The organism is Amycolatopsis sp. NPDC034160, assembly GCF_055575355.1.
On sequence record NZ_JBVISU010000010.1, the window covers coordinates 13,851 to 28,392 of the forward strand.

Sequence of the window (14,542 nt, forward strand, 5' to 3'; positions counted from 1 at the left end):
CGGCGTCTTGTTGCCGCCGAAACGCAGTAAAGCCGAAACTGTCGGACCGGTCTCGTACCCTGGGGTCATGACGGCACCGGGCTACGCCGTGTTCGGCACCGCGATCGGCGATTGCGGCATCGCGTGGAACGAACGCGGGGTCATCGCGGTCCAGCTACCCGAGGGCAGTGAAGAGAAGACAAGGGCGCGACTGACCGCGCGCCTGCCCGAAGCGGTGCGATCCGCACCACCGGCCGAGGTTCAGCGCGCCATCGACGGCGTCGTGTCGTTGATGGACGGCAAGCGCACGGACCTCACCGGCGTCGAGCTCGATTACGAAGGAGTACCGGACTTCCATCGCCGCGTCTACGAGTTCATCCGCTCGATCCCCGCGGGCAAGACGCTGACCTACGGCGACATCGCGAACATCCTCGGCCTGCCCGGTGGGGCACAGGCCGTGGGGCAGGCGATGGGGCGCAACCCGTTCCCGATCATCGTGCCGTGCCATCGTGTACTCGCTGCGGGCGGCAAGGATGGCGGGTTCTCCGCGCGCGGAGGGGTCGCCACCAAGCGCCGGATGTTGGTCATCGAAGGCGCTTTGGCGGACGAACCGACGTTGTTCTAAGCGTTTTCGGCGCTCTCGGTGGGCGACCACGGCTTGAGCCACGGCGTCTCCGGCCAGCCTTCCGCGGCGGCCATCAGCGGAATCGCGGTCGCGCCGTCGATGTGCTCGCGGATGATGTCGGCGTGCCCGGCGTGCCGCGCGGTCTCCTCGATGAGGTGAAGGAGCACCCAGCGGACCGACCAGGCGTCGATGTCCTGCGGGTACCACGGCACGCCCTTCGGCACCGGGACCGGCTGGCCCAGGTCGGCGATTCCGGCGATGACGTCCGAGGTCCGGCGAGCGACTTCGTCGTAGCGCGCAAGCAGCCCTTCGACGGTTTCGCCTTCAGCCATCACATAACCGGCTTCGTAGTCCTTCATCGCCTCGTCCATGGGCTTCGCAGGCTTCTGGAGGAGGATGTCGATCCAGCCGCTTTCCGTGGTGGCGGTGTGCTTGATCAGGCCGCCGACGCTCAGTGAGCTTCTGGTCGGGACGGCTCTGGCTTGTTCTTCGGTCAGGCCGTGCGCGGCGATGCGCAGGACGTGCCGCTGCTGCTCGAGGTAAGCGAGGAGACCTTCGCGCTCGTCGGCGACCGGGGGAACGTTTCCAGCCATGGTGACTCCTTCCGTTGGGAAGGATCTTTACATCCGAACCCGGCTCTCCGAGACGATTCGGGAGGAAGAGAGCAAGGGACCTTTGCTCTCGTCGCTTAGGCAAGCTAAGCAAGTGAGAGCAAAGGTCCCCCGCTATCCCTGCGGCCGGACGAACGGGAACAGCACGGTCTGCCGGATCGAAGCCCCGGTCAGCATCATCAGCAGCCGGTCGATGCCGATGCCGAGCCCACCGGTCGGCGGCATGCCGTGTTCGAGTGCGAGCAGGAAGTCCTCGTCCAGCTCCATCGCCTCGACGTCCCCGCTCGCCGCGCGCAGCGACTGGGCCTCCAACCGCCGCCGCTGCTCGAGCGGGTCGGTCAGTTCGGTGTAGGCCGTACCGACCTCGGAGCCGAATGCGATCAGGTCCCAGCGCTCGGCCAGCCGCGGATCCACTCGGTGCTGCCTGGTGAGCGGCGAAACATCGGTCGGGTAATCGGTGTAGAACGTCGGCAGGACGGTCGCGCCCTCGACGAGGTGCTCATGCGCCTTCAGGACGAGGTCGCCGTGCCCGGCCTCCTCGTTCACCGGCACCCCCGCGGCCCGGCACAACCGCTGCAGTTCGGCGACCGAAGTGCCCGCGTCGATCTTCTCCCCGAGCGCCGCCGAAACGGCTTCGTGGACCGGAATCACCGGCCAGTCGCCGGAGATGTCGTACTCGACGATCTTCCCGTCTTGGTCCGGACGGCGAACCACTTGCGCGCCGTACGCGACCTCCGCGGCGTGTTGGACGAGTTCCCGGGTCAACGTCCGCATCGTGTTGTAGTCCGCGTATGCCTGGTACGCCTCAAGCATGGTGAATTCGGGGTTGTGCGTCGCGTCGACGCCTTCGTTGCGAAAGTTCCGGTTCAGCTCGAAGACCCGCTCGACGCCTGCCACGCACAGCCGCTTCAGGTACAGCTCCGGCGCGATCCGCAGGTACATCCGCATGTCGTAGGCGTTGATATGGGTGATGAACGGGCGGGCGTTGGCGCCGCCGTGCACCGTCTGCAGCATCGGCGTCTCGACTTCGAGGTAGTCGCCCTGGTGCAGCCGTTCCCGCACCGCGCGCACCACGGCCGACCTCATCCGCAGCATCGCCGTCGAATCCGGGTTGACCGCGAGGTCGAGATAGCGCTGCCGCACCCGCGTCTCCGGGTCGGTGAGGCCCTTTCGCTTGTCCGGCAACGGATGCAGGCTCTTCGCCGTGACCGTCCATTCGTCGACGAGCACGGAAAGCTCACCGCGCCGCGACGTCACGACCTGCCCGCTCACGCCGACGTGGTCACCGAGGTCGACGCCCCGCCGCCAGCCGCCGACGTCGAGCACGGAGGCATCGAGCATCAACTGGATTTCGCCGCTGAAGTCCTTGACCCGCGCGAAACAGAGCCCGCCGAGGTTACGCATCGCGAGCACCCGCCCGGCGATGCGGACGCGGTGGCCGGTGTGGCTGTCCGGATCCAGGTCGCTGAACTTGGCGACCACGTCGCCGAGCAGGTCTTCCCGGGCGAAACCGACCGGATAAGGGTCGATTCCGGCTTCACGCAAGCGATCCAGCTTCGCCATCCGGACCCGGACCTGTTCGGGCCGCCGCACCTGTTTGGGCGCGGGAGTGGCCGCGTTCGCGTCGATACGGTGAACCTCGGTGACGAATTCGTCGGTGACCGTCTCCAGTTTCAATGCTCGTCCCGACCGGCCGGTCGGGACGAACCCTTCGAGCGCACCGGCGACGATACCGACCCTCGGAAGCCGCCGAGCCGAGGAATAGCACAGGAAACGCGGTTCCCAGTCGGGACCGTACTTGGCGTTCGACCGGTACAGCGATTCCAGCTGGAAGAACCGCGACGCCATGCTGAGGACACCGCGCCACATGCGCAGTACCGGGCCCGCCCCGATCCGCTCCCCTTCGGAAAAAACCGCGCGGAACATCGCGAAGTTCAGCGAAATCCGTTGCGCGCCAAGGTGTGAGCTCGCCGCGACGACCTCGGCGATCATGTACTCGTTGAGCCCGTTTTCGGCGTCGCGGTCGCGCCGCATCAGGTCCAGCGACAATCCGCGGCGGCCCCACGGGACGAATGACAGCATGCCGCGCAGTTCGCCTTGAGCGTCGTATGCCTCCACCATCACGCTGCGGCCGTCACTCGGATCACCGAGCCTGCCGAGCGCCATCGAGAACCCGCGCTCGGTCTCCGCGCCGCGCCACTGCTGCGCCTGCAGCAGCAGCTTCGCCATTTCGTCGCCCGGGATTTCGCTGTGGCGCCGGACTTTCGTGGTGTAACCGGCCCGTTCGATCCGTTTGACCGCCTGGCGGACCGATCGGCGTTCAGGCCCGGCGAGGCTGAAGTCGCGAACGTCGAGGACCGCTTCATCCCCGATCTCCAGTGCGCGCAGGCCCGCGTCGGCGTACACCTTCGCCCCGCGTTCGCTCGCTCCGAGTACGCCGGGAGTCCAGCCGTAGGTGCGGGCTTCGTTCAGCCACGCGCGGACCGCGTCCGGCCAGGCGTCGGGATCACCGATGGGGTCGGCACTCGCGACGCTGGTACCCGCGAGCACGCGGTAAGCCACGGCGGCGCGGCCGTTCGGCGAGAAGACGACACTCTTCTCGCGCCGGGTGGCGAAATAGCCCAGAGAGTCGTCTTCGCCGTGTTCGGCGAGAAGGCGGCGTACGCGTAATTCTTCTTCGTCTGTCCGCAAACGCCGGCTGCGTACACCGCGGAATAGCGTGTACAGCGCGGCTGTCGCGACGGCGGTCGCGCTGAGGTCGAGCAGGAGATCGAGCCACGCAGGCCCTTCACCGATGCCGACCCGGCGTAGCTGGATGTTCTCGCCGGTGGTGTGGTTGACGACCCAGGCGAACCGCTCCCAGGTGTCGGCGAGGCGCCCCGGGAAGGCCTCACTCAGGCCCCAGCCGACGAGGATGACCGCGGCCAGGCCGCCGAACAGCACGGTGAAGCCGTCGCGCCAGGCGCCCGGCGCGAGCCTCGCCGGGAACGCGGGGCGCAGGATCCAGAGGAACGCGATCATCCCGATCGAGATCAGGTCGGCGATGGTCAGCGCCCACACCTGGTGCGGGATGTGCCGGACCTGGCGGGGGCCCAGCTCGAGCAGTCCTGGCCACCACAGCAGCGCGGCCTGCCACGCCAGCGTGATCGCGAGGCCGCCGACCTGGAACAAGAGCAGCGTGTAGAGGGCGGCGCGTTTGCGACGGCGGAGAGCTGCGCCGAGGACGACGAGCAGCAGGACGATCACGAGGCTCGCGTTCGTCGGAATGCTCAGCGCGGAGAACGCGACGTCACCGGTCTTGAGTACCCGGCCCTTCACGCCGCCGGCGAGGAGGAGGATCACCGAGAACACGGCCGCGAGCTGCACGAGGGTGGCGACGATGCCGCCCGCCCTCGCCTTCCACGGCGAGACACGGCTCGCTGGGTTTCCCATACTGGCCTTTCGCGGTACTCACAGGTGATCGACAGCTGCTTTACTTGACGTCACACAACCCCGTGTGGTTGTCAACGAGCATCATCCTCTCGCCGTGAATCTTGTCGTCCGCAGGCGTGACGCTGCGTGGACACCGCGGTGTGAAGCTGGTCGCAGGACCTTGGGAGCCCCATTCCGGCGTGTCACGCTTTGAACTGTTCAGCTCCACGACCCGGGGACCTCTCCGAGGCCTCGAGGGAAGGACGGTCGACAAGGATGTCTGCCACCGAGAAGGATTCCGGCGAACTCGCCGCTCCCTATGGGACCGGCGCGGCGCCTCAGGCCCCGCCTGGGAAGAAAGTCCGCGTACATCACCTTCGCGATATGAAGGAGCGCGGCGAAGCCTGGCCGATGCTCACCGCCTACGACATGTACACCGCCGCGCTGTTCGACGAGGTGGGCATTCCCGTGCTGCTCGTCGGGGATTCCGCGTCGAACAACGTTTTCGGCTACGACACGTCGCTTCCGGTGACCGTGGAAGAGCTGCTGCCCCTGGTCCGGGCGGTGACCCGCTCGGTGAAGCGGGCACTGGTCGTGGCCGATCTGCCGTTCGGGTCCTATCAGCTTTCGCCGCAGCAGGCGCTGGAGACGTCGGTGCGGTTCATGAAGGAAGGCCGCGCCCACGCGGTGAAGCTCGAAGGCGGGCGGAAGTTCGCGCCCCACGTCGAGGCGCTGACGTCGGCCGGTGTCCCCGTGATGGGACATATCGGATTCACCCCGCAGAGTGAACACAATCTGGGCGGCTACCGAGTCCAGGGACGCGGCGAAGCGGCCGACGCACTGCTCGCCGACGCGCTCGCCCTGGAGGAGGCCGGCGCCTTCGCGGTCGTCATGGAGATGGTGCCCGCGGAGGCGGCGAAGCGGATTACACACGAGCTGAAGATCCCGACCGTCGGCATCGGGGCGGGGCCGGACTGCGACGCGCAGGTGCTCGTTTGGCAGGACATGGCCGGGCTTCGACGCGGCAAGACGCCTCGGTTCGTGAAGAGGTACGCCGATCTGGCGGGCGTGCTGGCCGGAGCCGCGACGGCGTTCGCGGAGGACGTCCGGCGGGGCGAGTTCCCGGCTCCGGAGCACTCGTTCCACGACTAGACCTGCTCTGACCTGTGGAAAGAGAGCAAGGGACCTTTGCTATCACTCCCGCCGGGGAGCGCGATAGCAAAGGTCCCTTGCTCTCTTTTCGGGTAGCCCACGCTCCTCGGACCCTCCTTTAGTCGTTCACATATATGAACTTCAATCATGTCCTTGACTAGCATTCGTAAAGAGGCTTAACGTCTAGCCCGTCGCCGCCACGACCGAGTTTCGATCCCTCAACGAGGAGGACCACGGATGCGTGTTCGTGAGCGGATTCTGGCCATCGCGGCCGGCGCGACCCTGCTGTCAACGCTGGCGGCGTACCCCGCACTGGCCGCGACGGTCCGCGTAGGGACTTCGGCCGAGCTGTCGGCGGCGCTCGCTTCGGTTACTCCGGGCACCGTCATCGAACTCGCGGCCGACAAGACCTTCACCGGCAACTTCAAGGCGGCGAAGAGCGGCACCGCCAGCAGCCGCATCACGCTGAAGGGCCCGCGAAGCGCGGTCATCAAAGCCTCGGCCGGGCGAACGCTCGAACTGACCGGTAGCTACTGGAACCTGACCGGCTTCACCATCACCGGTGGTCAGAAGGGCCTGATGGCGACGGGCGTCAAGAACACCGTCGTCGACGGGATCAAGGTCACCGGCGTCGGCCACGAAGGCATCCACTTCCAGTACACGAGCACCGACAACATCGTGAAGAACTCCGAGGTGACCGACACCGGACGCGAGTACGCGGGCTACGGCGAAGGCATCTACTTCGGTTCCGCGAAGAGCAACTGGCCCGGTGGCACGCCCGACCGGAGTGACCGCAACAAGGCACTCGACAACAAGATCGGCCCGAACGTGCGGGCCGAGTCGATCGACATCAAGGAAGGCACCACCGGAGGCGAGCTGCGCGGCAACGTCTTCGACGGGACCGGGCAGAGCGGCGAGCACTTCGCCGACAGCTGGGTGGACCTGAAGGGCAACAACTACGTGGTCGCGGGCAACCGGGGCACCAAGGTCTTCGTGCACGACGCGACTTACGGCGGCTTCGAAGTCCATGTCCAGCTCGACGGCTGGGGCCGCAACAACACCTTCTCCGGCAACACCGCGGACGTGCAGTCCAGCTACGCGTACGGCTTCTATCTCGTGAAGGCCGCTACGGGGAACAAGGTCTGCGCGAGCAACAAGGTGATCGGCGCCGGGAAGGGATTCGCGAACGTGGCCGCCACGGCGGGCTGCTGACGCGACCGAAGACCGGGGGCCCGCTCAGCCCGGCGGCGGGGGCGGGCCCCCACCCTTCGGATACTCGCCGATTCGTGCAGAGTGTCCGTATGGATGATCTGTACCCGCCGATCCACGTACGCGCCGAGGGCATGCTCGACGTCGGCGACGGGCACCGGATCTACTGCCAGGAGGCGGGAAACCCGGGCGGCAAACCGGTCGTCGTCCTGCACGGCGGTCCCGGTAGCGGCATTTCCCCCATGACCAGGCGGCATTTCGACCCCGAGGCCTACCGGATCATCCTGTTCGACCAGCGCGGCACCGGCCGCAGCACTCCGCATATCAGTGCCCCGGACGTCGACCTGTCGGTGAACACCCTCTGGCACCTCGTTTCGGACATGGAGAAGCTGCGCGAACGGCTGAATCTCGAACAATGGCAGCTCTTCGGCGGCTCCTGGGGCGCGACCCTCGCGCTCGCCTATGCCGAGACCCATCCGAGCCGGGTCAGCGAGATCATCCTGCGCGGCGTTTTCACCGTCCGCCGCAGTGAACTCGACTGGATCTACAACGGCGGTGCCGCCAACCTCTTCCCTCGCGAGTGGGAAGCGTTCCTCGCACCGATTCCCGAAGACCGCCGCGACGACCCGCTGACGGCGTACCGCGAACTCGTGTATCACCCCGATCAGGTGATTCGAGAGCGTGCCGCCATCGCCTGGAGCATCTGGGAAGGCGCGATCGTCTGCCTGCGCCCGGATCCGGCGTTTCACAACCAGTACGCGTCACCGGAGTTCGCGGTCACCTTCGCCCGGCTCGCGCTGCACTACTTCTGCCATGGGGCGTGGCTCGAAGAAGGGCAACTGATCCGGGACGCCGGGAAGCTGGCGGGGATTCCCGGCGTGATCGTGCAGGGGCGGTATGACGCGGTGTGTCCGCCGACGACGGCGTACGAGCTGCACCGGGCTTGGCCGGACTCGAAGCTGGAGCTGGTGGAGGCGGCCGGGCACGCGGTGACGGATCCGGGGATGCTGGCGGCGCTTCGGGAGGCGACGGACTCTTTCCGGTCGTGAGTGGTGATGACGGTTAGAACCGTCATCACCACTCACGAGGCAGGTGCCTAAAGCCGTCCGCCCGAGGCGGTGTCGCCGGAGAGCCGTTGCGCCAGGTAGACCGGCACCGTCGAGGCCAGGATCAGCACCGCCGCCACGACGTTGACGATCGGCGCCTGGTTCGGCCGGAACAGGTTGTTCAGGATCCAGATCGGCAGGGTTTCCAGCCCGGTGCCGAGGGTGAACGTCGTGACGATGATTTCGTCGAACGACAAGGCGAACGCCAGCAGGCCGCCGGCGAGCAGGGCCGACCGCAGCATCGGGAAGGTCACCAGCCGGAACGTCGTGAGCCCGTCGGCGCCGAGGTCCATCGACGCCTCTTCGAGGTTGCCGCCCATTCGCCGCAGGCGCGCGACGACGTTGTTGAACACCACCACGATGCAGAAGGTCGCGTGCGCGACGATCGCGGTGAACAGGCCGAGGTCGATGCCGAGGATCGTGCGGAAGGCGTTGTTCAGCGCGATACCGGTGACGATGCCGGGCAGCGCGATCGGCAGGATGATCAGCAGTGACACCTGGTTGCGGCCGAAGAACCGGTAGCGCTGCAAGGCGAACGCCGCCATCGTGCCGAGTACCAAGGCGATCGCGGTCGCCGCGAGTCCTGCTTGGACACTTGTCCACAGCGCGTTCAGTGCGCCCTGGTTCTCCGCCGCCCGGCCCCACCATTCGAGGGTGAAGCTCGACGGCGGCCAGCCGAAGGTGGTGTCCGCGTTGAAGGAGTTGAGCAGGACCACCAGCAGCGGGAAGTAGATCACCGCGAGCCCGAGCACGAGTGCCGACAGCAGCAGGTACTTGGTCGTCCGGGAAAGCCGCATCGCGCGCTCCTACAGGTTGTCCAGGGCGCCTGTGCGGCGCGCGGCGGCGAGGTAGGCGAGCATGATCACCACGGGTACGGTCGCGACGGTCGCCGCGAACGGCAGGTTGTTGGCCGCGCCGATGTTGTCGTAGACGACGTTGCCGAGCATCTGCGACGTACCGCCGACGATCTTCACCGCGATGTAGTCGCCCAGCGACAACGAGAACGTGAAGATCGATCCGGCGACGACGGCCGGAAAGGTCACCGGCAGCACCACCGACCGGAACGTCCTGAAGGGCCGGGCGCCGAGGTCACCGGAAGCGTCCACCAGGGAATCAGGCAGTCGTTCCAGACCCGCGTAGATCGGCAGGATCATGTACGGCAGCCACAGGTACGACAGGGTGATCACGGTCGCGAGGACGCCGTAGCCGGGAGTTTCCAGGCCGAACGGGTGCAGCAGCCAGTGCAGGACTCCGTTGCCGGACAACATGGTCCGCCACGCGTAGGCCTTCACCAGGTAGCTCGCCCACAGCGGGGTCATCACCGCGATCACCAGGAGCCGCCGCGCCCTCGGTGAGGCGAACTTGGCCATGTAGAACGCCATCGGGAAGGCGATGATCGCGGTGACCACCGTGACGAGTGCGGCGATCCCGACCGTCCGGAAGGTGATCGTGCGGTACACCGCGTCGCTGAAGAGGGTGATGAAGTTGTTCAGCGACCACTCGGTCACGACCTGGCCGGTGAAGATGTCGGTGCTCCAGAACGCGGTCACGAACAACGCGGCGAGTGCGCCGAGGTAGGCGAGGCCGAGCCACAGCATCGGCGCGGAGAGCAGCATTCCCAGTCGCAGCTTGGGTTTGCGGTACAGGAAGGCGGAGGCTTTCCGCCTCGGCGAATCGAGTGTGGTCGTCATCATCTCCACCGGGGATGGGACCGGGAGCGGCCGGCGTGGGGGTCCACCGGCCGCTCCCGGAGTTCGGGAGTCAGCCCTTGATCTCGGTCCAGGCGCGGGTCCACTCGCCGTAGTCCTTGCACTTGACGTCGGTGCGGCCGTCGAGGCACTGCGCGATCGGTGTCGTCCAGTACTGGATCTTCGAGGCGTACGCGGCGTCACCGGCGTGGAAGGTTTCGCAGTGCGCCTTGTTCTTGGTTTCGGCGCACGCCTTCGGATTCGAGGGCGACTCACCGAAGTACTCGGCCACCTGCGCGTTGGCCTTCGGGCTGACGATGTGGTTCAGCCACTTGTAGGAGCACGTCTTGTGCGGCGACTTCGCCGACACCATCCAGGTGTCCGACCAGCCGGTCGCGCCTTCGGACGGCAGCACGGATTCGACCGGCGCGCCCTCGCTCTTCGTCAGGTTCACCGTCACCTGCCAGGCGGTGCCGACGACGGCGTCGCCGCTCTTGAGCGCTTGGCTCTCCTTCAGGTAGTCCGACCAGTACTCCGCGACCATCGGGCGCTGCTGCTTGAGCAGGTCGACGGCGGCCTGGAACTGCTTGTCGTCCAAGGCGTACGGGTTCTGGATGCCGAGTTCGGGTTTGTGCGTCCGCAGGTACAGCGCGGCGTCGGCGAGGTAGATCGGCGAGTCGTAGGCGGTGATCTTGCCCTTGTACGGGCTGTTCGCGTCGAACATGACCGACCACGACGTCGGCGCCGGGGTCACCTTGTCGGTGCGCCAGGTGAGCAGGTTCGCGCCCCAGCCGTGCGGCACGCCGTAGGACACGTTGTTCACGCTGTTCCACGGACGGTTCTTGAGGAAGTCGAAGACGTCGGCGTAGTTCGGCACGAGCGCGGTGTTCACCGGTTCGACGTCTCCGGACGCGATGAGCCGCAGCGAAGCGTCACCGGAGGCGGAGATGACGTCGTACTGCCCGGTCTTCATCAAGCTCACGGCCTCGTCGGAGGTGCCGAACGCCTTGACGTTGACCTTGCAGCCGGTCTCCTTTTCGAAGCCGGTCACCCAGTCGACGGCCGGATCGTTCGAGCCGTTCTCGGCGTAACCGGGCCAGGCCAGCACGTTGACCTGCCCTTCCGGCTGACCGAGCTGCGCGAGCGCGTCGAGCTTCGGTGGGGTGAAGCCCTGCCCACCGGGCGCGGCGGTGGTCGAACTGGATCCGGAGGTGCCGCAGGCGGCCACGAGCAAGCCGGCGCCGAGCAGCCCGGCGAGCGCGAGTTTCCTGTTCTTCATTGAACAACCTTTCGGTGCTGGGGAGAACTAGCCGGCTTCGGGGACGCGGAAGCTGTGTTCGTGTCGCCAGCTCAGGCGGACGCGGCCGCCCTCGAAGTCCGCGGGCTCGGCGGTGTTCTGCCGGACCACGGAGAGCTGGCCGCCGGCGTCGAGCGTGACCTCGTAGCGCACGGTCGCGCCCGCGTAGACGGTGTTGGTGACGGTGCCGGTGGCGCTGGTCTCGCCGACCTCCGCCGATTTCGAGAGATCGGCGTCGACGCGGATCTTTTCGGGGCGGATGCTGAACACCCCGGGTTTGCCGATGATGTTCTCGGCACCACCTCCGCTGAGCAGGTTCGAGGTGCCGACGAACCCGGCGACGAACGCCGACGCGGGCCGCTCGTAGACCTCGACCGGTGAGCCGACCTGTTCGATGCGGCCGGCGTTGAAGACCGCGATGCGGTCGCTCATCGTCAGCGCCTCGTCCTGGTCGTGGGTGACGAAGATGAAGGTGATGCCGACTTCGCGCTGGATCTGCTTGAGCTCGGTCTGCATGGTGTGGCGCAGTTTCAGGTCGAGTGCGCCGAGTGGTTCGTCGAGCAGGAGCACCTTCGGCCGGTTGACCAGTGCTCTGGCGAGCGCGACCCGCTGCCGCTGCCCGCCGGAGAGCTGGTCGGGTTTGCGCTCGCCGAAGTCGCCGAGACGGACTGTCTCGAGAGCCTCCTTCGCGCGCTGACGCCGCTGCGCGCGAGGGACGCGTTTCACCCGAAGGCCGTATTCGACGTTCTGCCGCACGGTCATGTGCGGAAAGAGCGCGTAGTCCTGGAAGACCGTGTTGACGTCGCGATCGAACGGGGCGAGACGGCTGACGTCACGACCGTGCAGTTCGATCGTGCCCGACGTCGGCAGCTCGAAGCCCGCGATCATGCGGAGCACGGTCGTCTTGCCGGAGCCGGACGGCCCGAGCATCGAGAAGAACTCGCCGGGCGGGATGTCGAGATCGACGCCGTCGACCGCGTGGACCTGGCCGAACTCCTTGCGCAGCCCGCGCAGCCGGATCGCGGGAACCTTGCCTCCACCTGCGGAAGTGATAGCAAAGGTCCCTTGCTCCCCCGGGGCGGTCGTGGGCGCTTGATGAGGCATGGCGTGCCTTTCGGTGGTCGTCACAGCGCGCTCATCACGTGCTTGACGCGGGTGTAGTCCTCGAGGCCGTAGAGCGAGAGGTCCTTGCCGTAGCCGGACTTCTTGAAGCCGCCGTGCGGCATTTCGGCGACCAGCGGGATATGCGTGTTGATCCACACGCAGCCGAAGTCGAGCTTCCCGGCCAGCCGCATCGCCCGCTGGTGATCGGTGGTCCATACCGAAGACGCGAGCGCGTATTCGACACCGTTGGCTGCGGTGAGCGCTTCCGCTTCGGAGCCGAAGCGCTGCACGGTGATGACAGGGCCGAAGACCTCCGTCTGGCTGATCTCGTCGTCCTGGCGGACGCCGGAGATCACCGTCGGTTCGTAGAAGTAACCCTCGTGCCCATGTCGTTTACCTCCACAGTGGACTATCGCGTGTGCGGGGAGCCGGTCGACGAACCCGGCGACGCGGTCGAGCTGGGCGGCGTTGTTGAGCGGCCCGTAGGTGACCGACGTGTCGTCGGGCTTCCCGGTGGTGGTCGCCCGCGCCTGCCTGGTGAGCGCCGCGACGAACGCGTCGTGGACCTCGTCGGCGACCAGGACACGGGTCGCCGCGGTGCAGTCCTGACCCGCGTTGAAGTACCCCGCCGCGGCGATTCCCTCAGCGGCCGCTTCGATGTCGGCATCGGCGAAGACCAGTACGGGCGCCTTGCCGCCGAGTTCGAGGTGTACGCGCTTCACGTCCTTCGCCGCCGAAGCGGCGACTTCGATCCCGGCGCGGACGGAGCCGGTGATGGACACCATCGCGGGAATGTCGTGCTCGACGAGCGCCCGTCCGGTGTCGCGGTCGCCGCAGACGACGTTGAGTACGCCGGGCGGCAGGAATTCGGCGCAGATCTCCGCCAAAAGCAGGGTGGAGGCGGGCGTCGTGTCGGCCGGTTTGAGCACCACGGTGTTCCCCGCGGCGAGCGCGGGCGCGATCTTCCACACCGCCATGAGAAGCGGGTAGTTCCACGGCGTAACCTGCGCGCACACGCCGATCGGTTCGCGGCGCACGAAAGAGGTATGCCCTTCCATGTATTCGCCTGCGGACCGTCCTTCCAGGACACGCGCGGCTCCCGCGAAGAACCGCAACTGGTCGACGATCATCGGCAGTTCTTCGGCCGCGGTGAGCGCGATCGGCTTGCCGGTGTTCGCCGATTCGACGAGCACGAGGCCGTCGGCGCGCGCTTCGACGGCGTCGGCGATCTTCAGCAGCGCGAGCTGGCGCTGCGCCGGCGTGGTCTCGCGCCACCGTTCGAAGGCGGCGGCCGCGACCTCGAGTGCGCGGTCGACGTCTTCGGGGCCGGCGACGGCGGCGGTGCAATACGGGCGGCCGGTGACGGGATCGACGATGTCGGCGACCTCGCCCGACCCGGATCCGATGTACTCGCCGCCGATGAAGTGCTTCAACTGCTGCACAAGACCTCCAGGGGCCTGGGGGCGTGAGGCGATAGCAAAGGTCCCTTGCTCCCTTTGGGGGCGGCAAGCGAGCTAAAACATATAAGTCCATAGGTTAAATGACAAGACGATGGGGCAAGATTGGTTCCATCGGGTAGCGGTACGGGTGAAGGGCCACCATGCGTAAGGGGTTGTCGCACAGCGCGCGGTCAGCGATGTTCGCGCCGCTGGACCAGATCGGCCGGGCGGAAGCGGTCACCGCGCGGCTGGTCGACGCCATCACGCTCGGCTTGCTGGCCGACTCGGAACAGCTGCCGAGCGAAGCCGAACTCGCCGCCCAGTTCGGCGTCTCGACCGTGACCGTTCGCGAAGCGCTGGTCGCCCTACGCCAGCAGGGACTTGTCGAAACCCGTCGCGGGCGAGGCGGCGGAAGCTTCGTGAAGACGCCCGTGAACCCTTCGACCGCTTCGTGGCGAGAACGCCTTCGCACGGTTTCGCTGTCGGATCTGCGTGACGTCGGCGACCACTACCTGGCCATCGCCGGCTCGGCGGCCAAACTCGCCGCCGAGCGCAGTTCCCCCGAGGACATCGAGCGGCTCGAACTGGCGACCGAGGACATTCGCACCGCGACCGGCACGGAGGCGTCGCGCGCCGAGCGCCAGTTCCATCTCGAAGTGGCCGCGGCCGCGCAGTCACCCCGGCTGACCAGGGAGGAAGTGCAGCTACAGAGCGAGCGAGGCGGCTTGCTGTGGCTGCCGCTCGAACCGCAAGGCACCCGCGAGAACGCCTACGCCGAGCACCTCGCGATCACCGCGGCCATCGCGCAGGCCGACGGCGAACTGGCCAGGAAACTCACCGAGGAGCACATCCTCGAAGCGATAGACCGGCTGGCGGACGTGCATTTAGACCTTCTGGCCCCTTAAGCTGCGGCATCCGCGC

The 14,542-nt window shown here is 67.0% G+C and carries 12 protein-coding genes; 5 read left to right on the forward strand and 7 right to left on the reverse strand.

Features of this window, described 5'->3' with window-relative positions; all coding sequences use genetic code 11:
- The first annotated feature begins 67 nt into the window (after positions 1-67).
- Positions 68-604, forward strand: coding sequence for a methylated-DNA--[protein]-cysteine S-methyltransferase (locus ACZ54P_RS20570; protein ID WP_465463157.1), 537 nt, complete (start codon positions 68-70; stop codon positions 602-604).
- Here the strand turns inward: ACZ54P_RS20570 and ACZ54P_RS20575 are convergent.
- Positions 601-1,197: a DinB family protein gene (locus tag ACZ54P_RS20575; RefSeq protein WP_465463158.1), complete on the reverse strand. Its 597-nt coding sequence runs from the start codon at positions 1,195-1,197 to the stop codon at positions 601-603. The two genes, ACZ54P_RS20570 and ACZ54P_RS20575, sit on opposite strands and share 4 nt — an antisense overlap.
- A 132-nt stretch (positions 1,198-1,329) precedes the next feature.
- Positions 1,330-4,647 (reverse strand): bifunctional lysylphosphatidylglycerol synthetase/lysine--tRNA ligase LysX, encoded by a 3,318-nt coding sequence (gene lysX / locus ACZ54P_RS20580; protein WP_465463159.1) that lies wholly within the window; start codon positions 4,645-4,647, stop codon positions 1,330-1,332.
- Between the two features lie 255 nt (positions 4,648-4,902).
- On the opposite strand from lysX, the gene panB reads away from it, so the two are divergent.
- The 3 genes from panB to pip all read left to right on the forward strand — a co-directional run bounded on the left by panB (position 4,903) and on the right by pip (position 8,036).
- A complete protein-coding gene (panB, locus tag ACZ54P_RS20585; RefSeq protein WP_465463160.1) occupies positions 4,903-5,778 on the forward strand; it encodes a 3-methyl-2-oxobutanoate hydroxymethyltransferase in 876 nt (291 codons plus the stop codon).
- 237 nt (positions 5,779-6,015) lie between these two features.
- Positions 6,016-6,990: a right-handed parallel beta-helix repeat-containing protein gene (locus tag ACZ54P_RS20590; protein WP_465463161.1), complete on the forward strand. Its 975-nt coding sequence runs from the start codon at positions 6,016-6,018 to the stop codon at positions 6,988-6,990.
- A gap of 89 nt (positions 6,991-7,079) precedes the next feature.
- Positions 7,080-8,036: a prolyl aminopeptidase gene (gene pip, locus ACZ54P_RS20595; RefSeq protein WP_465463162.1), complete on the forward strand. Its 957-nt coding sequence runs from the start codon at positions 7,080-7,082 to the stop codon at positions 8,034-8,036.
- 47 nt (positions 8,037-8,083) lie between these two features.
- Here the strand turns inward: pip and ACZ54P_RS20600 are convergent, their stop codons facing one another.
- The 5 genes from ACZ54P_RS20600 to ACZ54P_RS20620 all read right to left on the reverse strand — a co-directional run bounded on the left by ACZ54P_RS20600 (position 8,084) and on the right by ACZ54P_RS20620 (position 13,624).
- On the reverse strand, positions 8,084-8,890 hold the full coding sequence (locus ACZ54P_RS20600) for an ABC transporter permease (RefSeq protein ID WP_465463163.1): 807 nt from the start codon (positions 8,888-8,890) through the stop codon (positions 8,084-8,086).
- Positions 8,891-8,899: 9 nt separating this feature from the next.
- Complete coding sequence (locus ACZ54P_RS20605; RefSeq protein ID WP_465463164.1) at positions 8,900-9,784, reverse strand: ABC transporter permease; 885 nt, start codon at positions 9,782-9,784, stop codon at positions 8,900-8,902.
- A 70-nt stretch (positions 9,785-9,854) separates the two neighbouring features.
- Positions 9,855-11,060 carry an ABC transporter substrate-binding protein gene (locus tag ACZ54P_RS20610; protein WP_465463165.1) on the reverse strand — a complete coding sequence of 402 codons (1,206 nt, stop codon included), beginning with the start codon at positions 11,058-11,060 and terminating at the stop codon, positions 9,855-9,857.
- A gap of 27 nt (positions 11,061-11,087) precedes the next feature.
- Complete coding sequence (locus tag ACZ54P_RS20615) at positions 11,088-12,206, reverse strand: ABC transporter ATP-binding protein (protein WP_465463166.1); 1,119 nt, start codon at positions 12,204-12,206, stop codon at positions 11,088-11,090.
- The gene (locus ACZ54P_RS20620) at positions 12,203-13,624 is read right to left on the reverse strand and encodes a gamma-aminobutyraldehyde dehydrogenase (protein WP_465463167.1); all 1,422 of its coding nucleotides are present in this window, start codon (positions 13,622-13,624) and stop codon (positions 12,203-12,205) included. Before ACZ54P_RS20620 ends, ACZ54P_RS20615 begins: the two co-directional genes overlap by 4 nt.
- 158 nt (positions 13,625-13,782) lie before the next feature.
- On the opposite strand from ACZ54P_RS20620, the gene ACZ54P_RS20625 reads away from it, so the two are divergent.
- Entirely contained in the window at positions 13,783-14,526 is a 744-nt protein-coding gene (locus ACZ54P_RS20625; protein WP_465463168.1) for a FadR/GntR family transcriptional regulator, read from the forward strand.
- Positions 14,527-14,542 lie beyond the last annotated feature (16 nt).